This window comes from Microbacterium salsuginis (assembly GCF_012524205.1).
Lineage (GTDB): Bacteria > Actinomycetota > Actinomycetes > Actinomycetales > Microbacteriaceae > Microbacterium > Microbacterium salsuginis.
This window is the reverse complement of sequence record NZ_JABACI010000004.1, coordinates 636,544-657,159: the sequence shown is the minus strand read 5'-3', so window position 1 is coordinate 657,159 and position 20,616 is coordinate 636,544. Positions and strand designations below refer to the sequence as shown.

At 68.6% G+C, this 20,616-nt stretch carries 21 protein-coding genes and 3 tRNA genes; 7 read left to right on the top strand and 17 right to left on the bottom strand.

The window, feature by feature from the left end; all coding sequences use genetic code 11:
* Positions 1-40: 40 nt before the first annotated feature.
* The 12 genes from panC to tilS form a co-directional block, all read right to left on the bottom strand.
* On the bottom strand, positions 41-886 hold the full coding sequence (panC, locus tag HF576_RS14810; protein ID WP_168913552.1) for a pantoate--beta-alanine ligase: 846 nt from the start codon (positions 884-886) through the stop codon (positions 41-43).
* Positions 883-1,596, bottom strand: a complete 714-nt coding sequence (locus tag HF576_RS14805) for a DUF2520 domain-containing protein (RefSeq protein ID WP_168913551.1) — start codon at positions 1,594-1,596, stop codon at positions 883-885. The genes panC and HF576_RS14805 overlap by 4 nt, the downstream gene beginning before the upstream one ends.
* Positions 1,593-3,434: a PH domain-containing protein gene (locus tag HF576_RS14800; RefSeq protein WP_240948916.1), complete on the bottom strand. Its 1,842-nt coding sequence runs from the start codon at positions 3,432-3,434 to the stop codon at positions 1,593-1,595. Before HF576_RS14800 ends, HF576_RS14805 begins: the two co-directional genes overlap by 4 nt.
* Positions 3,431-4,060: a PH domain-containing protein gene (locus HF576_RS14795; protein ID WP_168913550.1), complete on the bottom strand. Its 630-nt coding sequence runs from the start codon at positions 4,058-4,060 to the stop codon at positions 3,431-3,433. Before HF576_RS14795 ends, HF576_RS14800 begins: the two co-directional genes overlap by 4 nt.
* Positions 4,032-4,499 carry a DUF3180 family protein gene (locus HF576_RS14790; RefSeq protein WP_168913549.1) on the bottom strand — a complete coding sequence of 156 codons (468 nt, stop codon included), beginning with the start codon at positions 4,497-4,499 and terminating at the stop codon, positions 4,032-4,034. Before HF576_RS14790 ends, HF576_RS14795 begins: the two co-directional genes overlap by 29 nt.
* Positions 4,496-5,050 carry a 2-amino-4-hydroxy-6-hydroxymethyldihydropteridine diphosphokinase gene (gene folK / locus HF576_RS14785; RefSeq protein ID WP_343234293.1) on the bottom strand — a complete coding sequence of 185 codons (555 nt, stop codon included), beginning with the start codon at positions 5,048-5,050 and terminating at the stop codon, positions 4,496-4,498. Before folK ends, HF576_RS14790 begins: the two co-directional genes overlap by 4 nt.
* Positions 5,047-5,517 carry a dihydroneopterin aldolase gene (folB, locus tag HF576_RS14780; RefSeq protein WP_168913548.1) on the bottom strand — a complete coding sequence of 157 codons (471 nt, stop codon included), beginning with the start codon at positions 5,515-5,517 and terminating at the stop codon, positions 5,047-5,049. The genes folK and folB overlap by 4 nt, the downstream gene beginning before the upstream one ends.
* Positions 5,517-6,350: a dihydropteroate synthase gene (folP, locus tag HF576_RS14775; protein ID WP_168913547.1), complete on the bottom strand. Its 834-nt coding sequence runs from the start codon at positions 6,348-6,350 to the stop codon at positions 5,517-5,519. The genes folB and folP overlap by 1 nt, the downstream gene beginning before the upstream one ends.
* The gene (gene folE / locus HF576_RS14770; protein WP_168913546.1) at positions 6,347-6,946 is read right to left on the bottom strand and encodes a GTP cyclohydrolase I FolE; all 600 of its coding nucleotides are present in this window, start codon (positions 6,944-6,946) and stop codon (positions 6,347-6,349) included. The genes folP and folE overlap by 4 nt, the downstream gene beginning before the upstream one ends.
* Positions 6,947-6,955: 9 nt before the next feature.
* A complete protein-coding gene (gene ftsH / locus HF576_RS14765) occupies positions 6,956-8,962 on the bottom strand; it encodes an ATP-dependent zinc metalloprotease FtsH (RefSeq protein ID WP_168913545.1) in 2,007 nt (668 codons plus the stop codon).
* Between the two features lie 195 nt (positions 8,963-9,157).
* The gene (hpt, locus tag HF576_RS14760) at positions 9,158-9,709 is read right to left on the bottom strand and encodes a hypoxanthine phosphoribosyltransferase (RefSeq protein WP_168913544.1); all 552 of its coding nucleotides are present in this window, start codon (positions 9,707-9,709) and stop codon (positions 9,158-9,160) included.
* A gap of 109 nt (positions 9,710-9,818) precedes the next feature.
* Positions 9,819-10,814, bottom strand: coding sequence for a tRNA lysidine(34) synthetase TilS (tilS, locus tag HF576_RS14755; protein ID WP_168913543.1), 996 nt, complete (start codon positions 10,812-10,814; stop codon positions 9,819-9,821).
* A 201-nt stretch (positions 10,815-11,015) separates the two neighbouring features.
* Here tilS and ppa point away from each other — a divergent pair, with 201 nt between their 5' ends.
* The gene (gene ppa, locus HF576_RS14750; protein WP_168913542.1) at positions 11,016-11,549 is read left to right on the top strand and encodes an inorganic diphosphatase; all 534 of its coding nucleotides are present in this window, start codon (positions 11,016-11,018) and stop codon (positions 11,547-11,549) included.
* Between the two features lie 125 nt (positions 11,550-11,674).
* Here the strand turns inward: ppa and HF576_RS14745 are convergent, their stop codons facing one another.
* Positions 11,675-13,087 carry a peptidoglycan DD-metalloendopeptidase family protein gene (locus HF576_RS14745; RefSeq protein ID WP_343234292.1) on the bottom strand — a complete coding sequence of 471 codons (1,413 nt, stop codon included), beginning with the start codon at positions 13,085-13,087 and terminating at the stop codon, positions 11,675-11,677.
* 220 nt (positions 13,088-13,307) lie between these two features.
* Here HF576_RS14745 and HF576_RS14740 point away from each other — a divergent pair.
* The 3 genes from HF576_RS14740 (at position 13,308) to HF576_RS14730 (ending at position 13,634) form a co-directional block, all read left to right on the top strand.
* Positions 13,308-13,380, top strand: a tRNA-Glu gene (locus HF576_RS14740).
* A 21-nt stretch (positions 13,381-13,401) separates the two neighbouring features.
* Positions 13,402-13,475: transfer RNA gene (locus tag HF576_RS14735), tRNA-Asp, on the top strand.
* Positions 13,476-13,561: 86 nt separating this feature from the next.
* Positions 13,562-13,634, top strand: a tRNA-Phe gene (locus HF576_RS14730).
* Positions 13,635-13,869: 235 nt separating this feature from the next.
* On the opposite strand, the gene HF576_RS14725 is transcribed toward HF576_RS14730, so the two are convergent.
* Positions 13,870-14,511 (bottom strand): winged helix-turn-helix transcriptional regulator, encoded by a 642-nt coding sequence (locus HF576_RS14725; RefSeq protein WP_168913541.1) that lies wholly within the window; start codon positions 14,509-14,511, stop codon positions 13,870-13,872.
* A 91-nt stretch (positions 14,512-14,602) separates the two neighbouring features.
* On the opposite strand from HF576_RS14725, the gene HF576_RS14720 reads away from it, so the two are divergent.
* Both HF576_RS14720 and HF576_RS14715 read left to right on the top strand, forming a co-directional pair.
* The gene (locus tag HF576_RS14720) at positions 14,603-16,030 is read left to right on the top strand and encodes an MFS transporter (protein ID WP_168913540.1); all 1,428 of its coding nucleotides are present in this window, start codon (positions 14,603-14,605) and stop codon (positions 16,028-16,030) included.
* A 102-nt stretch (positions 16,031-16,132) separates the two neighbouring features.
* A complete protein-coding gene (locus HF576_RS14715) occupies positions 16,133-16,627 on the top strand; it encodes a hypothetical protein (RefSeq protein WP_168913539.1) in 495 nt (164 codons plus the stop codon).
* A gap of 32 nt (positions 16,628-16,659) precedes the next feature.
* Here the strand turns inward: HF576_RS14715 and HF576_RS14710 are convergent, their stop codons facing one another.
* Positions 16,660-17,646 (bottom strand): RNA polymerase subunit sigma-70, encoded by a 987-nt coding sequence (locus tag HF576_RS14710; RefSeq protein WP_168913538.1) that lies wholly within the window; start codon positions 17,644-17,646, stop codon positions 16,660-16,662.
* A gap of 159 nt (positions 17,647-17,805) precedes the next feature.
* Positions 17,806-18,705, bottom strand: a complete 900-nt coding sequence (locus tag HF576_RS14705; protein ID WP_168913537.1) for an alpha/beta hydrolase — start codon at positions 18,703-18,705, stop codon at positions 17,806-17,808.
* Between the two features lie 365 nt (positions 18,706-19,070).
* On the opposite strand from HF576_RS14705, the gene HF576_RS14700 reads away from it, so the two are divergent.
* The gene (locus tag HF576_RS14700; RefSeq protein ID WP_168913536.1) at positions 19,071-19,613 is read left to right on the top strand and encodes a dihydrofolate reductase family protein; all 543 of its coding nucleotides are present in this window, start codon (positions 19,071-19,073) and stop codon (positions 19,611-19,613) included.
* Positions 19,614-19,673: 60 nt separating this feature from the next.
* Here the strand turns inward: HF576_RS14700 and HF576_RS14695 are convergent, their stop codons facing one another.
* Positions 19,674-20,570: an alpha/beta fold hydrolase gene (locus HF576_RS14695; RefSeq protein ID WP_240948914.1), complete on the bottom strand. Its 897-nt coding sequence runs from the start codon at positions 20,568-20,570 to the stop codon at positions 19,674-19,676.
* Positions 20,571-20,616: the final 46 nt, after the last annotated feature.

Below are 20,616 nucleotides of genomic sequence, written 5' to 3'. Positions count from 1 at the left end.
GTCTATCGACGCTCCCGGCGGCGCCTTCCGGAGTGATCGGTCAGCCGACGTAGATCTCGGCGTTGTCGATGAAGCGGTGCCCGCCGACGCTCGCGGCGATGAGTGCGAGCGCGTGCCCGGCGCGGCCCTCGTCGACGGGGAGGAAGGTCGCCGGATCGACGACGCTGAGGTACTCCAGGCGGATGCGCGGCTCGCCCATGAGGGTGGACTGCGCCGCGGCGATGCACGCGTCGACCCCGCGATCGGCGTTCGCCGCGGCCGCGTCCAGCGCGGCCGGCAGCAGCGCCGCGGCGGCCCGATCACCGGCGTCGAGCAGACCGATCCGCGTCGATACCGGCAGGCCGTCGTCGCCGCGCACCGTGTCGGCGGTGACGACCTCGAGGTCGAAGTACAGGTCGCGGATCATGCGGCGCACCAGGAAGATCCGCTGCCGATCACGCTCGCCGTACACCGCGACGTCGGGCTGCACCAGGTGGAACAGCTTGGCCTCGACCGTGAGCAGACCGTCGAAGTAGGACGGCCTGGCGCGCCCCTCGTAGCGCAGCCCGAGGTCGCCGGCGCTGATCCGCGTGGTCGCGGACCCGTCGGGCAGCAGCTCCGACTTGTCGGGCGCGAAGATCACTTCGACGCCCAGCGACTCGAGGAGCGCGGCATCCTCGCGGGGTGTGCGGGGGTAGACCGCGAACTGCGCGGGCGTGGCGAACCGGAGCGGGTTGACGAAGATCGACACCACGATGACATCCGCGACTTCGCGGGCGCGATGGACCAGGTCGATACGGCCGTCGTGCAGCGCCCCGATCGTCGAGATGAGCGCGATGCGGGCCTGCGGTGCCGCTGATCTGACCTCGGCGAGCCGGGAGCGGAGGCCTGCGACGGTGTCGATCATCCGGGCATGCCCGCGGTGGGATCGATGCCCGGCCCCTCGCCCGCCTCTGCGAGGGCGTGATCGATCGTCGTGTGCGCGAGCGCGGTGAGGAACGAGCCGGGGTACGGCACCCCCGCCTCGGCCAGCAGCCGTGTGGCCTGCCTCACGATGGACAGCGAGAAGTCCCGGGCGGTCGCGATTCCTTCCGCGTAGGCGGGACGGGCGTCCTCGGCGATCACGACGGGCTCGCAGCCGAGCTCGACGGCCAGCGCCTGCGCGATGGGCAGCACGGGGCCAGGGGCGGTCACCGCCGCGTACGCGTTGGTCAGCGCGCGCAGATCCATGGACGTGCCGGTGAAGGCGATCGCGGGGTGCACCGCCAGCGGGATCGCGCCGCGCGAGACAGCGGGACTCAGGATGCCGGTGCCGTAGGCGGCATCCGTGTGCATCACCAGCTGCCCCGGCTGCCACGCGCCGACCTCGGCGAGGCCCGAGACGAGGCCGGCGAGTTCGTCGTGCGGCACCGCCACGATGACCAGCTCGCTGCGGCGGGCGACCTCGGTGGCGTCCAGCACCGGCACTCCGGGAAGGATCGCCGCCACGCGGTCGGGGTCGGAGCCGGCGGTCACACCGACCAGGGCGTGGCCGGCGCCGGCCAGCTTGGCAGCGAGGACGGGACCGACGCGGCCGGCCCCGATGACGCCGATCCCGAGTCGTCCTTCGCGTCTCACGCCGAGCCCTCCACGGGCCGTTGGACGGGAGCCGGCGGCTCGGCGGGCGCGGACTCGGCGGGCACCCGCGGGGCGGGCGCAGACCGATCAGGCACGGACGGCTCGGGCTGCGGCACGTCGTCCACCGGAACCGCGTTCACCGGCGCCTCGTCCACCGGCGTCTCGTGCACCGGCGTCTCGTGCACCGGCGTCCGGTCCTCCGAGGCTGCGTCGGCGGGAGCATCCGATTCCTCGGCCCAGCGATGCGTGCGATCCACGAGCGCGGCCTGCACCGTGGCTCGCGTCACGTCGTCGAAGAGCGTGAGCGCGGTGTCGCGGTCGATCGCGGCCAGATACGGGTACACCGGCCCGGTCACCACGTGAGCACGGGCATTCGAGACGCGCGTGAGACGGTCGAGCGGGCCCTGATACAGGCCGAAGCTCTGCAGGCGGGCGAGCGGCAGGATCGCGAGCTTGCGCCACACCATTCCTCGGCGCAGCAGCAGCAGGTCACGGGTCAGGCGGAAGCCGTTCCGTCGGTACGAGAACGGCCGGATCCACCACGCCCGTGACGGGGAGTTGGTGAAGGTGTCGTCCTCGCCCGGCCCCGACATGCCCTCGTGGGCGATGAGCGCCCACTCGTCGTCGGGCACCGACGGCTGCAGCAGCCGCAGGATGCGCTCGACGTCGGCCGCCGTGCCCACCGGCAGCACGGTGGTGAACTGATCGGTCGTCGTGTCGCTCGCGCTGCGCCCCGTCAGGCGGTTGATGCGCACCATCCACCACCCGAACGGGCGCCACAGGATCGGCTGCGTCACCTCGACGGCGTGCACGCGCCCCGGCGGGACGATCTCGGTGACGGTGGTAAGCAGGCCGAACGTGATCCGCACGCCGTCGGGCGTCGGCGCGATCGAGTACCGCAGCGAGCGCACGATCGAGCGGATCCAGTACGCCCCGAAGCCGATGATCCCGGGCACGAACGCGAACAGCAGCCACGTCACGCCCTGCATGGCGCCGATGATCACAGCGACGGTTCCGAGCACGAGGAACACCGTCGACATGCTGATGATGTGGGATGCCACGAGCCGGCCGACAGGGATGTTCACGACGGACTCCGGCACGGCGACCGGGGCCTCCGAGCCCTCGATGAGGCCGGTGAACTCGCGGCCGACCGTCTGACTCAGCGCGGCCACGCGCCCCCCGGACCGGCGGGCGCCCTCCGCCCCTGCGCCCGGGGCAGCAGCATCCGCGAGCCGTCGACCGGACGCGAGACGCAGGATGTCGGTGCGCACCGCCTCCGCGTTCGTCGTCGACAGGTACTCGAGCTTGACGTTCGAGTCCGTGCCGGCGCCCACCACCTCGAGCTTGGCCATGCCGAGCAGTCGCGCGACCATCGGGCGCGTGAGGTTCACTCCCTGCACCCGATCCAGTGGTGCGCGGCGCTGCGTGCGGAACAGGATGCCGCTGCGCACCTCGACGTCGTCGCCCGTGATGCGGAACGTGTGGAACCGCCACGACAGGTAGAACACCGCGACCAGCACGACGAGGACGCCGAGGACCGCGAGCGCCGCGACGACATACAGGTTGTTGACGATTATGAAGTCGATCGGATCGCCGCCGGACACCTCCCAGTCGACGACCTTGTCGCTGACCTCGGGAGCGAGCCACGGCAGGAACACGATCAGCAGGCGGTCGCGCAGGTTGGCGACGACGATGCCGATGATCACGATGAGGAACAGCCCACCGCGCAGCAGCGGCGTCAGCGGATGCAGCCGATGCCACTCGCCGTCGCTCAGCGGGGAACGCACCAGTTCCGCCGGGGGTGGCGGCGGAACCGCGTGGGGAGGAATCGAGGTCATAGGCCCGTGCGCCGGCTCTCGGCGACGCCCACGAGGTGGTCGCGAAGCGTCTCGGCCGTGGTCTGCTCGAGACCCGGGATCACGACGCCGGTCGCTGCAGCGGCGGTGACGAACTTCAGCTGGGCGATGCCGAACCCGCGGTCCAGCGGTCCGTGCGTGATGTCGATGAGCTGCATGCGCCCGTACGGCACCGCCACGAAGCGCTGCCAGAGGATCCCACGACGGAAGACGAGATCGTCCTGACGCAGCTGGTACCCGATCGAACGCGCCTGGCGCGGCAGGATCGCAAGAGTCCACACCAGGATCACCGTCAGCAGCCCACCGGGGATCCACGCCCACCACTGGTGCATGAGCAGCGTCAGCACGAGAGTCGCGGCCACCACCAGCAGCAGGAACGAGCCGTTGGCGATGACCTGCACCCGCACGTACTTGGGCGAGATCTGGTGCCACACACCGCTCTCGAGCACGAGGCGGTTCTCGGACCGCGGCTCGGCCAGGCGCGTGAAGGTCTCGCCCTCGACCGGCAGCGGCGTCTGCTGCAGAGTCTCGTGCGGAGCCGCGTGCGTCGGCGCGCCTGCTTCTGCGGGGGGAACCGCGTCAGGCGTCGCCTCCGGGCTGTTCGTCATCCTGGTCCTTCCGGATCGTGCACAGATGCTCCGCGACGAGTCCGGCGGCGACGAGCAGCGCGCCGCACACGGCCGTCGCGATGACCGTTCCCAACGAGCCTAGCGAGGGCGGGACTGGCCGAGTGGCCAGGAAGATCAGCAGCCCCGCGCCGAGCCCGCCGATCGCCGCGCCCACGATGGTCGAGGCCTTCGCGAGCATCGCCACCCGCACGGCGCGGAACGGGTTGATCGCACCGCTCGCGCCGCTCCGCGTCGCGCGGCGGATCGGGATCGCCAGCGCGACGACGATCAGCCCGAGCACCAGCAGCAGGAGGGGCAGCGTCACCGCCGGAGTGAACGTCGGCCGCCCCATCGAGGTGAGCAGCTGGTCGAGTGCGAACCCGGCGGCGGCGCCGAGCGCCGCCGCGACGAGCAGAACCCCGGCGCCGGTGCGTTTCACTCCGGCTCCCTGAGGCGTGCCAGGGCGGCATCGACACGGCCGACTCCCGGCAGCACCGCGTCCGGATCGACCGCGAGCCAGGGCCCGAGCACGAAATCACGCTCGGCAGCCCGTGGATGGGGGAGCAGCAGGGCGGGGTCGTCGCTGACGACATCGCCGTACGCGATGAGGTCGAGGTCGAGGGTGCGATCCTCCCAGCCGGGCTCGCGCGCGGACCGCCGTTCGCTGCGCACCCGGCCGTGCCGCTGCTCGATGGCGTGGAGGTAACCGAGCAGGACCGACGGTGCCAGGCGGGTGGTCACGATGGCGACCGCGTTGAGGTATGCCGGCGCCGCGGCATCCGGACCCTCCGGCTTGAGCGCCACCGACTCGATCGGCTCCGACACCCGCACCTCGTCGACGAGCGGGAGGCGGGCGAGGTCGCGGATGGCCGCCGTCATCGTCTCGGCCCGGTCACCCAGATTCGCGCCGAGCGCCACGACCGCCTCGACGGCCGGATGCACCTGTCGCTCGAGGTCGCCGTCGAAACCCTGCGCGAGACGGCGGTTCACGGGCGATCCTCTCGTGCGGCGTCTGTTCGCCGCACGCGGCGAACAGTCACGGCCACGTCCGCGAACGGCACTGTGATCGGCGCGGACGGCTTGTGCACCGTCACGGCCACCGCCTGCACGTGCGGCCGCGTGAGCAGGTCGTCGGCGATACGGGAGGCGAGCGTCTCGATGAGGTTCAGCGGCTCGCCCGTCACGATCTCGACGATGCGCTCGGCGACCTCGCCGTAGTGCACGGTGTCGGCGACGTCATCGGTCGCAGCGGCCCGGCTCATGTCGACCGACAGCGTCGTGTCGACGACGAAGTCCTGGCCCTCGCGACGCTCCGTCTCGAAGACCCCGTGGTAGCCGAACGCGCGCACCCCGGTGAGCACGATCTCGTCTGCGCCTTGCACCAGCGCGCCACCCGACAGCCCGGCGTCCGTCAGCCCCGCGTCCGTCAGCCCAGCGTCCGTCAGCCCAGCGTCCATCAGCCCTCCCGGCCCTCGGAGTCGACGCGGCGCGCGCCCGACCAGCGTTCGGCCACGGCAAGAGCATCGCGCGTGGCTGCGACATTGTGGACGCGCACCGCCCACACCCCGGCCTGGGCGGCCAGCACGCTCGTCACCGCGGTCGCCAGATCACGGCGGTCCTCGGTGGCCGCCGCCGGATCGTCGGCGAGCAGGTCGGCGAGGAACCGCTTGCGGCTCGTGCCCAGCAGCACCCGCGGGCCCAGCGCGACGAACCGCTCCAGACCCCGCAGCGTCTCCCAGTTCTGGTCGCCCTGCTTGCCGAACCCGATGCCCGGGTCGACGACGACACGGGAGGGCGGGATGCCGGCGGCCGCGGCCGCGGCGATCCGCGCGCGAAGCTCGGCCACCACCTCGGTCACGACGTCGTCGTAGGCGGCTCGCGCGTACATGTCGGCCGAGTGGCCGCGCCAATGCTGGAGTACGACATCGCCTTCGGTCTCCGCGACAGCGGGAAGCATGTCGGGGTCGGCCATGCCGCCCGACACGTCGTTCACGATCCGGGCGCCGGCTGCGACGGCGGCGACCGCCGTCGCCGCATTCATCGTGTCGATGCTCACGAGCGCCCCCGCCTCGGCGAGAGCCGAGACCACCGGCAGCACCCGCTCCTGCTCGAGCGCAGGGCCGACCCGCTCCGCACCGGGCCGGGTCGATTCGCCGCCGATGTCGAGGATGTGGGCGCCCTGCTCGCGCAGCCGGAGGCCGTGTGCGACCGCGGTGTCGGCATCCGCATACCGTCCGCCATCGCTGAACGAGTCGGGGGTGACGTTCACGACGCCCATGATGAGCGTCATTCGCGCGCCCCCGGATGCGCCGACATCAGCGCGATGAGCTCGGCGCGCGCCACCGGGTCGATGAACTCCCCGCGGGCTGCGATCGTCACGGTCGAGGCATCCGCCTGCTGTCCGCCACGCATGGTGACGCACTCGTGCGATGCGTCGAGCACCACCAGCACACCGCGGGCGTCGAGCGACGCCGCGATCGTGTCGGCGATCTGCTCGCCCAGCCGCTCCTGCACCTGCGGGCGCGACGCGAGGATCTCGACGACCTTCGGCAGCGCCCCGAGTCCGACGACCTGCTCGCCCGGAAGGTACGCGATGTGCGCATGTCCACGGAAGGGCAGCAGGTGATGCTCACAGACCGACCGGAACCGGATGCCGCGCAGCATGACCGCGCCCGACGGCAGCGTGTCGGGGGCCGGGCCCCGCGACACCGAGATGGTACGGGCCAGCGGAGCCGCGGCATCCTCCCCCACTCCCGAGAAGAACTCGGCGTAGGCATCGGCGACGCGGTCAGGGGTCTGCTTCAGCCCGGGGCGTTCGGGATCCTCCCCGATCGCACCGAGCAGTTCGCGCACGAGCGCGGCGATGCGCTCACGGTCGACGGCCACGGGCCGAGCCTACGCGGTCGCGGGCCGCGCCTGCCCGGTCGGGCGACGCTTGGGCGCCTTCTCGGCGACCGGCTGCTCGGCCTCGACGCTCGCGGCCAGCCCCGCCTCTTCGCGACGCGCGGGCACGTCGACCGGCGGCAGAGCCGACGGCGGACGCTGCTCGCTCGAGAGCCACTGCGGACGCGGCGGCAGGCGCTTGACGTCCTTGAAGATCTCGGCGAGCTCGAGGTGGTCGAGCGTCTCCTTCTCGAGCAGCTCGAGCGCGAGCTTGTCGAGGATGTCGCGGTTCGCGTTGATCACCTCGTACGCCTCGTTGTGGGCCTGCTCGATCAGGTCGCGCACCTGCGAGTCGACCCGCTCGGCGACGCGTTCGGAGAAGTCGCGGCCGTGACCCATGTCGCGGCCCATGAACACCTCGCCCGACGACGAGCCGAGCTTGACCGGCCCCACGTCCATGGTCATTCCGTACTCGGTGACCATCTTGCGGGCGATGTTCGTCGCCTTCTCGATGTCGTTGCTGGCACCGGTCGTCGGATCGTGGAACACGATCTCTTCGGCGACGCGACCGCCCATCGCGTACGTCAGCTGGTCCTGCAGCTCGTTGCGGGTGATCGAGTACTTGTCGTCCAAGGGCAGCACCATCGTGTAGCCCAGCGCCTTGCCGCGCGGCAGGATCGTGATCTTGGTGACCGGGTCGGTGTGGTTCATCGCCGCCGCCGCGAGCGCGTGTCCGCCCTCGTGGTACGCCGTGATGAGCTTCTCCTTGTCCTTCATCACGCGGGTGCGGCGCTGCGGACCGGCGATGACGCGGTCGATCGCCTCGTCCAGCGCGCGATTGTCGATCAGCTGCGCGTTCGAGCGGGCCGTGAGCAGCGCGGCTTCGTTCAGGACGTTCGCGAGATCGGCACCGGTGAAACCGGGGGTCTTGCGGGCGACGACCTCCAGGTCGACACCGTCGGCGAGCGGCTTGCCGCGGCCGTGGACCTCGAGGATCTTGGTGCGGCCCTTCAGGTCGGGCGCGTCCACGCCGATCTGACGGTCGAAGCGGCCCGGACGAAGCAGCGCCGGGTCGAGGATGTCGGGACGGTTCGTCGCCGCGATGACGATGACGTTGACCTTGGGGTCGAAGCCGTCCATCTCGACGAGCATCTGGTTCAGGGTCTGCTCGCGCTCGTCGTGACCGCCGCCCATGCCGGCACCGCGGTGGCGGCCGACGGCGTCGATCTCGTCGATGAAGATGATCGCGGGCGAGTTCTCCTTCGCCTGATTGAACAGGTCGCGCACGCGGCTCGCGCCGACACCGACGAACATCTCGACGAAGTCGGAACCCGAGATGGAGTAGAAGGGGACGCCCGCCTCACCCGCGACGGCGCGGGCCAGCAGCGTCTTTCCGGTGCCGGGAGGACCGTACAGCAGCACGCCCTTCGGGATGCGGGCACCGACGGCCTGGAACTTCGAGGGATCCTTCAGGAAGTCCTTGATCTCCTGCATCTCCTCGATGGCCTCGTCCGACCCGGCGACATCGGCGAAGGTGACCTGCGGCATCTCCTTGGTCACGAGCTTCGCGCGGGACTTGCCGAACTGCATGACCTTGCTTCCGCCGCCCTGGGCACTCGAGAGCAGGAACCAGAACAGCAGACCCAGGAGCAGGATCGGCAGCAGCAGCGAGATGAACCCGTCGAACCACGTGGCACGCGGCACGGCGTCGTTGAAGCCGTCCGAGGGATCGGCGGCGTTGATCGCGTCGACGACCTCTTCGGCGCGTGCGGTGACGTAATAGAACTGCACGTCGGTCGCGCCCTCGTAGGCCTCCGACAGCTTCATGTCGACGCGCTGGTCACCGTCGGTGGTGACGACTTCGGTGACGGTGTCGCCGTCGAGGAGCTCCAGGCCTTCCTGCGTCGAGATCTGCTTCGCGCCGTTCAGGCTCGAGATGAGCGAGAACCCCACGATGAGGAAGACCCCGATCAGCAGGACGTAGAAGAGCGGGTTGCGGGTGATCTTCTTGAAGTCCATGGTGCGGGCGCGAGCCCGGTCCCTTTCGTCGACGAACCGTCGCGCCAGCCGGTTCTCGGCCGCCGACGGGTGGAATCAGGGTATCGCGGCGTTCCTAGGGGCTGTCTGTGCATTCGCCCCGGGCGTAATCGTGGGCGAGGGCTGCGGCGGTCGTTGAGCGAGGGAGCGAAGCGACCGAGACGAAACGTCCCGGACCTACGAGTAGACGTGGGGCGCGAGGACGGCGACGTCGCGCAGATTGCGGTAGCGCTCGGCGTAGTCGAGGCCGTAGCCGACGACGAACTCGGTCGGGATGTCGAAGCCCACGTACTTGCAGTGCACCTCGACCTTCGCCGCCTCGGGCTTGCGCAGCAGGGCGAAGACCTCGACGGATGCCGCGCCCCGCGCCGTGAAGTTCTCCACCAGCCAGCTCAGGGTCAGGCCCGAGTCGATGATGTCCTCGACGATCAGGACGTGCTTGCCCATGATGTCGGTGTCGAGGTCCTTGCGGATCTGCACCACACCGCTCGATTTGGTGCCGGCGCCGTACGACGAGACCGCCATCCAGTCCATCGGCGCGGTCACCTGCAGCGCCCGCGAGAAATCGGCCATCACCATGACGGCACCCTTGAGGACCCCTACGAGCAGGAGGTCCTTGCCGGCATAGTCGGCATCCACCCTCGCGGCGATCTCCCCGAGCTTGGCCTGGATCTGCTCCTCGGTGACGAGGACTTCGGTGAGGTCGGTGGAGACGTCGGCCGCGCGCATGGATCGAGTCTAGGCGGATGCGGCGCGCCGCCGAGCCGTCGCGATCGGTCGCTCGGGCAGCCGGCACGCGGCCGTCTGCGACAGCTCGACGCCGTGAGCGAGAGGGCGGTCAGCGGGCGACGAACTCGAGGCGCCCGCCCGACCGGCGGGCACGGCATCCGGGCAGGTCGATCGGGCCCTGGCCCGACCAGTCCGTGACGAGCCTCGCGACCTCGAGCGTCTGCGACCTCGTGAGGCTCTCGTGGAACTCGCTGGCCACGACGTGGCGGATGATGCGATGCCGCAGCGCCGCCGGGTTCGCGGCGAGCGCGGCGACCGACACCGAGATCCCGGCCTCAGCATGCTCGACGATGTCTTCGATCGTCTCGTCGATCATCTCGTCGAACGCCTCCGCGTCTTCACGCAGCTGCGCGGCGGTACGGGCCAACGCCTCGGCGATGCCGGGACCGAGCTCGGCCTCGAGCACCGGCAGCACTCTTTCGCGCACGCGCACGCGCGCGAAACGGGGGTCGGCGTTGTGCGGGTCGTTCCACGGCACCAGTCCCGCGGCCGCGCAGGCGGCACGGGTCGTCGCGCGACGCACTGCGAGCAGCGGGCGCAACAGCGGGATCCCATCGAGCTCGGCCACCTCCGCCATGCCCTGCAGACTCGCGGCGCCGGCACCCCGGGCGAGGCCCAGCAGCACAGTCTCCGCCTGGTCGTCCAGCGTGTGGCCGAGGAGCAGCGCGGCCGCGCCGGCACCGCGGGCGGCATCGTGCAGCGCGCGGTACCGGGCATCGCGCGCGGCCGCCTCGGGACCACCGGCGTCGCCCACGTCGACGCGGACGACGCGCGCATCGAGCCCGAGGGCGCCCGCGCTGCGCGCGGCGGCGGCCGCGGCATCCGCGGACCCTTCTTGAAGGTCGTGGTCGACGGTCACCGACGCGGCTCGCAGGTCGAGCTTCGGCGCCTCGAAGGCCGCCGCCGCGGCGAGGGCGAGCGAGTCGGCGCCGCCCGAGAGCGCCACGATCACCGTCGAGCCGGCCGGAATGCCGCGCAGCACGCCCCGCACCGCGCGCCGCACCTCGGCGACGGCGGGGTCCAGTCCGGGTCGGCGCTCGTCCACCCACCCACGGTAGCGGCCGCGCCGGTTCGCAATTCAGTCTCGACGTCCAAGGCGCGGACCGAGACCCACGTGTTTCGGCGGCGTCGATGCCGAAACACGACGGCGCAGACTGAATTGCGAACCGCGGCGGCCGACTTCGAGCCACCCGCCTCGATGACTAGGCTTGTCGCGGCATCCGCAGTCTTCCGAAGGAGCACCACTATGGGCGCGTACGACGCCGTCATCGAGATCCCGCGCAACAGCAAGATCAAGTACGAGGTCGACCACGGCACCGGCCGCGTCTTCCTCGACCGGATCCTCTTCACGCCGATGGGGTACCCCACCAACTACGGCTTCTTCGAGAACACCCTCGGTGAGGACGGCGACCCGCTCGACGTGCTCGTGCTGCTCGACCACGACCTGGCCCCCGGAATCCTCGCCAAGGTGCGCCCCGTGGGCGTGCTGAAGATGAGCGACGAGGCCGGCGGCGACGACAAGGTGGTCGCCGTGATCGCCAAGGACCCGCGCTGGGCGCACATCCAGGACTTCGCCGACATCCCGGAGTACACCCGCAAGGAGATCGAGCACTTCTTCGAGCACTACAAGGACCTCGAGCCCAACAAGTGGGTCAAGGTCGACGAGTGGGCCGGAGCCGAAGAGGCAGAGCGCCTGGTCTCGGAGGCGTTCGACCGCTTCGCCGAGCACGAGGGTCAGACCAAGACTCAGGGTGAGGGCGTCGCACCCAGCACGATCTGACGCCGGATCAATAACAGAAGCGACCCCCGCTCCCCCTCCGAGCGCCGCTGGCGCGCCGATCGGAGGCTCTGGGTGCGGGGGCCTCGCCGTGGCTCACGGCATCCGCCTTTTGCGTTGTGTGGCGGTCAGACGCTGATGCCGCGAGCGCCCATGAAATCGACGGGGTTGACCGTGCCACCGTTGACGTAGACCTCGAAGTGCAGGTGGCAGCCGAACGAGTTTCCCGTGTTGCCCTCGCTGGCGATGAGCTGCCCCGCGCTGACCCACTGACCGTAGCCGACGAAGATGCCGCCCGGGCGGATGTGCGCGTAACCGGTGCCGACACCGCCGCCGTGGTCGATCTTGATGTAGTTGCCGTAGCCGCCGTTGTAGCCGGCGTATACGACGCGGCCTCCGGCAGCGGCGTAGATGCCCGCGCCGCAGCCAGCGGCGAGATCGACGCCGTAGTGCCACTTGCTCGAGCAGCCGTTCTGTCCACACGTCTGTGATCGGGGCCCGTAACCCGAGCTGTGCCAGCCAGAGGATGGGCGGGCCCAGCCGGAACCGACGACGCCGCCGCCGTTCCCGCCTCCGCCACCGCCACCGCCGCCGCCGCCGCCTCCGGCGTTGGCCGCCTGCTCGCGGGCGATCCGGTCGGCCTCGGCCTTGGCGGCCGCAGCTGCGGCTTCGCGGGCGATGCGTTCCTGCTCCTTGCGGATGCGCTCGCCCTCTTCGTAGGCGGCGACAGTCTTGGCCGTGGTGTCCTGGAGCGCGGCGAGCTGCGCTTCGAGCTGCCCACGGAACGCGTTCTGCTCGTCAAGCGCCTGCTGTGCCTTGAGGGCCGCGTCCTGCGCGGCGACCATCTTCTCTTCGGCGATCTTCTGCAGCCGGTCCCGCTCGGCGCGCTGTTCCTCGGCGAGGGCGCTGAGGCTCTGCGCCGAGTTGCGGGCGGTCACGGCCTGCGCGTAGACGTCCTGGTTGCGCTGGACGAGCTTGTCCATCGTTCCGAGACGCGCGAGCAGGTCGTCGGCCGAGGCGGCGGAGCCGGCGAAGAAGAGCTCGAGCGAGGTGTCGTCGCCGCCGTTGCGGTACAGCTGTGCGGCGACGCGGCCGGCCTTGTTGGCGGCATCCACCGCTGCTGCGGCCTGACCGTCGGCCTGCTCCTGCAGCTGCTCTGCCCGCAGCGCCGCGTCGAAGTACTGCTGCTGCGCGACGTAGAACTCGTCGGCGGCGACCTGTGCCGCCTGCTGCTTGGCAGCGAGGTCGGCTTCCATCGCGGCGATGATGCCCTTGATCTTCGCGACCTCTGCCGCCTTGGCCGCTTCGTTCGCCTTGGCGGCCTCGACTTCGGGCCACGAGGGGTAGTCGGCGGCGAACGCGGGGGCTACGAGGGGGCCACCGAAAGCGCTGACCGCGGCGAGTCCGATGACTCCGAGTCCGAGCGCACTGCGCCGTGTCATCGAGGGCCACAACAGCCGTCGCTCGCGCGGGGACGGTGCGCAGCCGCACTCGTCAGGGGTCTCCAGAGCGGTCTCCACGGCAGCCTGATCGGCGTCCACTCGGTCCTCCCCTCGCACGTCGACTCGTTTCACACTAGCAACATCAGTCACATTCGCAACCGTTACGTCGACGCGCACGACCGCCGCTTCGGGACGGCGTCACCCTGTCAGTGTGGACCTGAGCCGCGCGAGGCACAAGCATGCCACGCCCTCGATTGGCGTAATCGTGGAGGATTGCGTATGCTTGACCCTCGGTGAGTGAGCCCCTGCGGTTCATCCCGGCCCCATCGTTTAGCGGCCTAGGACGCCGCCCTTTCACGGCGGTAGCACGGGTTCGAATCCCGTTGGGGTCACGCCCACAATTCAATAATCATGGCCCTGTAGCGCAGTTGGTTAGCGTGCCGCCCTGTCACGGCGGAGGTCGCGGGTTCAAGTCCCGTCAGGGTCGCTCCACAGCGACGGGCCCTTTTTCGAGAGGGCCTTTCGTTTAGGACGCGGCAAGCACGCCCGATTCGTCGGGAACGGATGCCGTGAGGCTCTGTAGCTCAGTTGGTAGAGCGTTCGACTGAAAATCGAAAGGTCACCGGATCGATGCCGGTCGGAGCCACTGGGACCCTCGTGCGGCTTCTACGCACGGGGGTTTCTTCAATTTTCGCGGAATCACTGGGATCGCGAGACATCTTTTGCCGGAACGTGCCCAGCTTGGCTGGCCGTCCTTCCTGATCACACCGCGACGTGGAGCCCTCGCCGCCCGTTCTGCCCACGGATTGCCCACGAGTGATCCGCGGCAGCGCGATCGAGTGCGATCGAAACGAATGCCGGATCTTCGGGAACGAGGTCGGTTACCCGATGGCGCTGAGTAGCTGTATCGCCGTCGCCTGATCACCTTTGATCGCGACGCCCGTTTCGGCCCAGCCGTCCACGTCGTGCGGTCGATCCGGCGACACGAGAGCCCTGATGCTATCGGGACCGACCAGGATGACGGCTTCGGCGGGCGCTTCGCGCGGAGGCTTGATCTCCATGACATCGTCGCGCACCAGGATGCGGAATCGTTCTTCGCCCACTTCAAGGTCGAGTTCGGCGTCGAGGCCAGGCGCTCGGTCGGGGTCGAACAGGAGTTCCATAGCCAGGGCGATGCCAGCAGGCGTTGTGGTCAGGTCAGTTCGTCGTGAAGGCGATCGAAGTCCCCAGCGGGCGAGCTCGTGCAGCACCGGCCGGAGTTCGTCTCCTCGCTCGGTCAGTTCGTAGACCCAGGACGCGGCCGGCGCAGGAAGGCGCTTGCGTCGGGCGATGCCTGCCTCGACGAGGTGCTGCAGTCGATCTGTCAGCACACTGCTGCTCGCGCCTTCGAGCCGGTGCTGAATATCGGTGAAGCGACGAGGTCCGAACATGAGCTCTCGCACGACAAGAAGGGTCCACCTGTCGCCAACGAGGTCAAGTCCGTGCGCGAGCGCGCAACACTCTCCGTACGAACGGTCACTCATGCAAGGATTCTACACCGCCTACGCAAGCAGGCAGTGTCAGATTCAAATCTTTTGCTGTTGATTTCGAAGGAACTCGCATACCCTCTTCGCCATGACACGCACTTCTGGCGTAGGCCGGCCCTGGCTGGCCTTCTCCGTAGCCGGCACGGCCATTTACCTTACGATCCTCGATTTGTTCATCGTCAATGTGGCCGTCGGATCTATCGGGTCAGAGTTCGGCGTCGACAGCGTCCCGGACTTGTCGTGGGTGTTGACCGTTTACGCGATCTTGTTCGCAGCGGTCCTCATCCCAGCGGGCCGGCTGGGCGATCGTCTTGGCCGTCGACGCATGTTCTCGATAGGACTCGCCGTATTCGTTATCGGCTCGCTTGTCGCGGGCATCGCGCCGACGTACACCTGGGTGCTTACGGGTCGAGCGATTCAGGCCATCGGAGCGGCACTAGCTACCCCGAACTCGTTGGGGGCAGTCCTTCCGATGTTCACCCCGCAGCAACGCGCGACCGTCCTCGGCGTATGGGGCATGATCGCCGCGTCCGGAGCCGCGTCAGGACCGCCGCTTGGCGCGATCCTCGCTCAGGCCGACTGGCGCTTCATCTTCCTCATCAACATCCCCGTGGGCGTGGTGGCGTTGATGGCTATTCCACGATTGATCCCCGAGACGCCGACCGAGCGGAAGACCGCAGCCGACTGGTTCGGTGCCATCATGCTCGGAACAGCGATCGCGGCTCTCACCTACGGGCTGGCCCAGAGCGAAACGTGGGGTTGGGACGTGCGGGTATGGAGCGCCGTAGTGGTGGCGCTTGCTCTGGGAATCGGGGTTGCCATTCGTTCACGCTCACACCCGAATCCAGTAATCGAGCCTGATCTCTTCCGTCGGCGCGGCTTCGGCGCCGCGATGCTGGCGATGGCCGCATTCTGGGGTGCGTTCGCGGCGCTGCTTCTGGCGAGCAGTCTCTACTTCACCGCGGTACGAGGCTTTGGAGTCTTGGAGGCCGGTCTGTTGATGGCGCCAGGACCCGCGGTCTCGGCCGTCGCCGCCGCCGTCGCCGGTCGAATGGCTGGAAGGATCCCGCCCCTCACTCTCGCCCTCGCCGGTACCGTCGGGCTGGTGTTGGGCACCGCACTTCTCGCGCTGTCACTCGGTGAGGCGTCGGGATATGCCGCCACCTTCCTGCCCGGGTCCTTGCTCGCGGGCATCGGCGCCGGCACTGCCATCCCCAATCTGCTGGCGCTCACACTGGTCGGCGTTCCTCCGACCCGACTCTCAACCGGCGTGGCCGTCTACACGGTGTTCCGGCAGGTCGGCTCCGCGGTCGGCATCGCGATGTGGGTCGCCGCGATCGGAACCGTCTCCCTCGGCACTGCGGCATTCCGAGCGGGGTGGTGGGTCATCGCCGGGCTAGCGGGGTTCGCGCTCGTCACCCTCGTCGTCGTCGCGTGGCGAGCGTCACCGGCCCGCGTCAACGACACTCCGTCAACGCCCCCACGCGCCGCGACCGGACTAGCGACTCGAAAGTGAAGATTCCGTCAGAGGAGCACCGGTACGGCGCCGATCGCGGCATCGAACTTTCGGCTTACCAAATTCCTGTCCCGTGTTCTACCAGCCAAGTAATGGAGCAGCATGCTTTCCCCTCACCGTATCGAAGCTCTTGAGAAGCGCACATCTGGGTTCGACTTCCTGATCGGGGAATGGTCCGTCGCCAACCGGCGTCTTCGACGGCCGCTCTCGGGTACCAGCGACTGGTATGAAACCCCCGCCACGGCCCGCTCTTCCACGTTGCACAACGGCGCAATCAGCATTGATGAAATGTGGTATCCAGACCTCGGCTTCGCTGGCGCATCGATTCGCGTCCACGACCCGGCCGCCGACGACTGGACGATCTATTGGGTAAAAAGCCGAACCGGTCATCTTCAACCGCCGGTGCGAGGGGTCTGGGGGCCGGGCAACGTATTCACCGCAACCGGCCCGGACATCTTCGAGGGCACAAGAATCGTCGCCAGATACCGGTGGCACTCGATCTCTGCTCAGGCCGCGACCTGGGAGCAGGCCTTCTCCGTCGACGGCGGCCTGACCTGGGAAACGAATTGGGTCATGACGTGGGCCCGGGTCAGATAGTCCGGGCATCCTATGGCTTCCTGTAGGCACGGCTAACCGTCCAGAGTCGGCGGGTATCCGATCGCGGCGATCAACCATGGATCCTTGAACACTGTCGCCTTCTGAATCTTCTGGTCGGAGACGGTGAGCACGCACAGACCGGACGCGCGGTATTGACGGCTCTCGTCTCGCAAATAGGAGACGGCGGCGGGCTGTCCATTCACCCGGATGGGGAACATGCGCCAATCACCGGGCGCGCCGAGGACGTGTCGCTCCAGATAGGGGAGACACGTGGCGATGCCTTGGAACCAGGTCCGCGAAGGCGGTGCCTCAATACTGAAGTCAGCGTCCGCCAGTTGCCGGATCCCGTCGACGTCAGAGGCCTCAAAGGCCTCGATGTACCGGTCGAGCAGCTGGGTCTCGACGGACATCGAGTCAGTCGCCCCTCGGTGAGGTGCAGCGACGTCGATCCTGCGTCGGGCACGCTGCAGGAGACTCTTGACAGCCGGCACTGTGATCCGCAGGGACCGCGCGACCTCCTCAGCGGGAAAGCCGAGGACCTGTCGCAGGAGGAACACTGCCCGCTGTCGCGGCGGCAGGTGCTGGAGCATCGCGATGACGGCGAGGTGGACAGACTCGCGGTGGATTACCAGATCGGCAGGGTCGGTGCTCTCTGAACCCCGTGTGAGGTCGTCGGGGAGCGGTTGCACCCAGCTTGTGCTGATATCCAGGAGGGAGGCCGAGTCGGGGTCGTCCGTCCGCGCACCGAGTCCCGAAGGCAACACGCGTCGGTGCTTCCCGCGAAGGGCGGTGAGGCACGTGTTGGTTGCGATGCGGTAGAGCCACGTGCTCAGCGAAGAGCGCTGCTCGAACCGGATGATCCCACGACGAGCCCGAAGGTATGTTTCTTGGACCACATCCTCCGCGTCGTGGTAGGAGCCGGTCATCTGATAACAGTGACGTAGGAGGGCTGGCCGAAGGCGGTGGAACTCGGCGTCGAGCAGGTCTTCGGGTGATTCTTCCGCGGGGTGTGCGTTCACGCTCGTCCTTCCTGGCTTGCATGTCTACACCTGCAGACTCTTGGAACGACCGTGAGGAATCGGTCCGTGGCCAGATTCGATGCGATCAGAACGGCGGCTCTGAGTCCCGCCGCCTCGAGCTCCTTACTCGCCGGCGACGGGATCCCGGCTGCAGGAACGTCAGACGAGCATCGGTTTTACCCATGCCGCGAAGCGACCAATGGCGTCATCAGCCTCCGGAGCCCGTCCTGCCGCCATCTGGAAGGTGTGCTGCTGACCCTCAAAGACGTCGATTGTCGCGTGGACTCCGGCCTCCTCGGCTCGCAACGCAAGATTCCTCGCGTCATCGAGGAGCGTCTCATCGCCGCCGACCTGGATGTACATGGGCGGGAGCCCCGCGAGCTCCGCGAAGGCGGGACTGGCCAATGGGTCACGGGGATCGGTGTTTCCGAGGAACATCGCAGCAAGCCCTTTGACGACGTCCCGGTGGAAGTAGGCGTCTCGGCTTGCATTGGCCTCGAAACTCGGGTTGGACACCGTCATGTCGACCCACGGTGAGATGAGGTACGTCGCGGCGGGCATCGCGGCGCCTCGGTCACGGGCCTGAAGCAAAGTTGCGAGAGCGAGCGTCGCGGCGGCCGAATCTGCGCCGATCACAATGTGCTTCGGGTCGAAGCCGCTGTCGAGGAGCCACTGGTATGCCGATGACACGGCAATGAGCTGGGCTGGGTGCTGATGCTCGGGCGTTCGCGGGTACGAGATCACGAGTGCGCGGATCCCTGCCGCTTTGGCGAGATGGCCGACGAGCTTGCGGTGCGTGTACAACGACCCGCCGATGAAGCCTCCGCCGTGGACGTGCAGCAGAACGCGATCGGGATTCGCGTTGTGGGGCTCCACCCACAGAGCGGGCGTGCCGGCGATATCTCGCTCCAAGTAGTCAACCTGACGCGGCTCGGCGGTGAGGTCTCCCCAATGATCGTTCGTCTCTCGTGACTCCTGTCGATCCGGGTTCGGATTGTTCAGTTCGTCCGTCCACACGCGGTACATCGCCGCGACCGCTTCCGACTGCCAGCTAGGCATGGTTCTTGCTCCTTCATAGATTCCTGTTGCTTTCGGCGGCGGTTCGACCGGAAGGAACCCGCCGACACACGTCCGCCTTACTGGTTAGACCTCCTAGACGCCATGAGGAATCGCCCCGCCGCGCCCGGGCCCGAATCGCGTCGAATCGCGCTCTGGCCCGTCCTCCAGCGTTTCGGTTGACGCCCGCATGGCTGGCGCTCCGCGTCGCCCACGCCTCGAGCATCAACCGCGTCGCCAGAAGTGCGAGGTTGCGAGGCACCCCGATCATCGGTTGTTCGGCGGTCGCCAACGCGGGCCGATTCCTTTCCCCGCCTCGAGCGGTCAGATCTTTGACAGCTACTCCTCATCGCGCCCTTGGAGGTCCCGTGCGAAAGCTCTTTCAGTCCGCCCTCATCTCGCTCGACGGCGTCGTGGCGAGCCCGGACTCGTGGGCGATGCAGTATTTCAACGACGAGAGCGGGCAATCGGCGCTCGCGCAACTGGAGCGCTCGGACGGCATGCTGATGGGCCGCAACACGTACTTGGAGCTCACCGCCCGTTGGCACAACGACTCGGGGGTATTCGGAGCCCGCCTGGCCGAGATACCGAAGTACGTCTTCTCTTCCACACTGAGTGAGGCGGCGTGGTCGAACACCACGCTGGTTCGCCGGGACCCGGTGACGGAGGTGACGCGGTTGAAGTACGCAGGCGGTGGGGACCTGACGCTGTATGGCTATGGCCGACTGGCGCAGACGCTTCTGCAGGCGGGATTGGTGGACGAGATGATGCTCTCGATACACCCCGTCGTTGTCGGGGAATCGGCGCCTCGGCTGCAGTCACCGCCGCTGGGCCTGACACTCTCCGGAGTCGCAACCCGCCGAACCGGGGTGGTGGTGGCGATGTATCAGGTCCGGCAGCCGGGCGAATAGATCGTCAGCAACCGCCAACCCCGGGGCCCCGCCCGCAACCGAGTGTCGGGGGTGTCCTGGTCAATTCGCCGCCCGGCTGCGATCGTGGCGGGCGAGGAACTCGAGAACCCTCGGGCGGACCGATCCGGGCAATTGCGGGTGCACGCCGTGTCCGCCACCGGGGACGATCACCGTCTGGACGTCCGCGAGGTGCTCGCGCAGCCGCTCGGCCGCCGCGCCGGGCCGGCTCAGAACCGACTCGCCGCCGAAGACGGCGAGCGTCGGCAGCAGCATCCGCTCCCACTCGGCGTCTGAGAGCAGCCGTGGCCAGCCGACCCCGGGCCGGAACGGCATCGCCGCCTTCGCACAGGCCAGCTCCTCGACGGTCAGGGTGACGCCGGGAGTCAGCCACTCGCTCATCCTCCGCCAGCCCGCGTCAGTGGGTCGCGCCGACAGCCGTGCGAATTTCAGCAGCGCCCCCGTCGACGGGCGCACCACGAACCCGTTCGGTTCGATCAAGGTCAGCGTCCGCAGTCGTGGGCTCCCGTGCAGGGCGATGCGCGCAGCGTGCCATGCGCCGTTCGATTCGCCGAGGAGGTGCACCCCGTCCAGACCGAGCCCGGCGAGCACATCGTCGAACCACTCGCCGAAGTCCGCGTCGGTCAGGAACGGCACCGTCTGGATGCTGCGCCCAGCCGTTCCCATGACATCCACCGCGATCACCTCGCGGTCGCGAGCGAGGTCCTCGATCGCGAAATGCCACGACGAGCCGGTGCCGTTCAGTCCGTGAAGCAAGAGGAGCGGCATCCCTTCGCCCGAACCGGACCGTCGCACGCGAGTGGATCCAAACCGGGTGGGGAGGTCGGCGCGCTCGACCGGAACCGGCCACAGGTGCTCCATCGCGTCGTACGCCCTCAGGTAGTCCTCCCGGGCGCGCTCGTTCGCGAACCGACCGACCGTCGCATTCATCCTGCCCATCGCCGCCACCTCTCGTTGATGGTATGAGCGTACCATCAACGTGATA

What these genes read in the sequence shown, in the direction of transcription:
- panC (WP_168913552.1), bottom strand. Translation starts at nt 886, where the DNA reads ATGATCGACACCGTCGCAGGCCTCCGCTCCCGGCTCGCCGAGGTCAGA.
- hpt (WP_168913544.1), bottom strand. Translation starts at nt 9,709, where the DNA reads ATGCGCGCGGCCGACGTCTCCACCGACCTCACCGAAGTCCTCGTCACC.
- HF576_RS14795 (WP_168913550.1), bottom strand. Translation starts at nt 4,060, where the DNA reads ATGACGAACAGCCCGGAGGCGACGCCTGACGCGGTTCCCCCCGCAGAA.
- HF576_RS14705 (WP_168913537.1), bottom strand. Translation starts at nt 18,705, where the DNA reads ATGCCTAGCTGGCAGTCGGAAGCGGTCGCGGCGATGTACCGCGTGTGG.
- HF576_RS14720 (WP_168913540.1), top strand. Translation starts at nt 14,603, where the DNA reads ATGACACGCACTTCTGGCGTAGGCCGGCCCTGGCTGGCCTTCTCCGTA.
- ppa (WP_168913542.1), top strand. Translation starts at nt 11,016, where the DNA reads ATGGGCGCGTACGACGCCGTCATCGAGATCCCGCGCAACAGCAAGATC.
- HF576_RS14725 (WP_168913541.1), bottom strand. Translation starts at nt 14,511, where the DNA reads ATGAGTGACCGTTCGTACGGAGAGTGTTGCGCGCTCGCGCACGGACTT.
- folP (WP_168913547.1), bottom strand. Translation starts at nt 6,350, where the DNA reads ATGACGCTCATCATGGGCGTCGTGAACGTCACCCCCGACTCGTTCAGC.
- HF576_RS14800 (WP_240948916.1), bottom strand. Translation starts at nt 3,434, where the DNA reads ATGACCTCGATTCCTCCCCACGCGGTTCCGCCGCCACCCCCGGCGGAA.
- folB (WP_168913548.1), bottom strand. Translation starts at nt 5,517, where the DNA reads ATGGACGCTGGGCTGACGGACGCTGGGCTGACGGACGCGGGGCTGACG.
- ftsH (WP_168913545.1), bottom strand. Translation starts at nt 8,962, where the DNA reads ATGGACTTCAAGAAGATCACCCGCAACCCGCTCTTCTACGTCCTGCTG.
- HF576_RS14695 (WP_240948914.1), bottom strand. Translation starts at nt 20,570, where the DNA reads ATGGGCAGGATGAATGCGACGGTCGGTCGGTTCGCGAACGAGCGCGCC.
- HF576_RS14715 (WP_168913539.1), top strand. Translation starts at nt 16,133, where the DNA reads ATGCTTTCCCCTCACCGTATCGAAGCTCTTGAGAAGCGCACATCTGGG.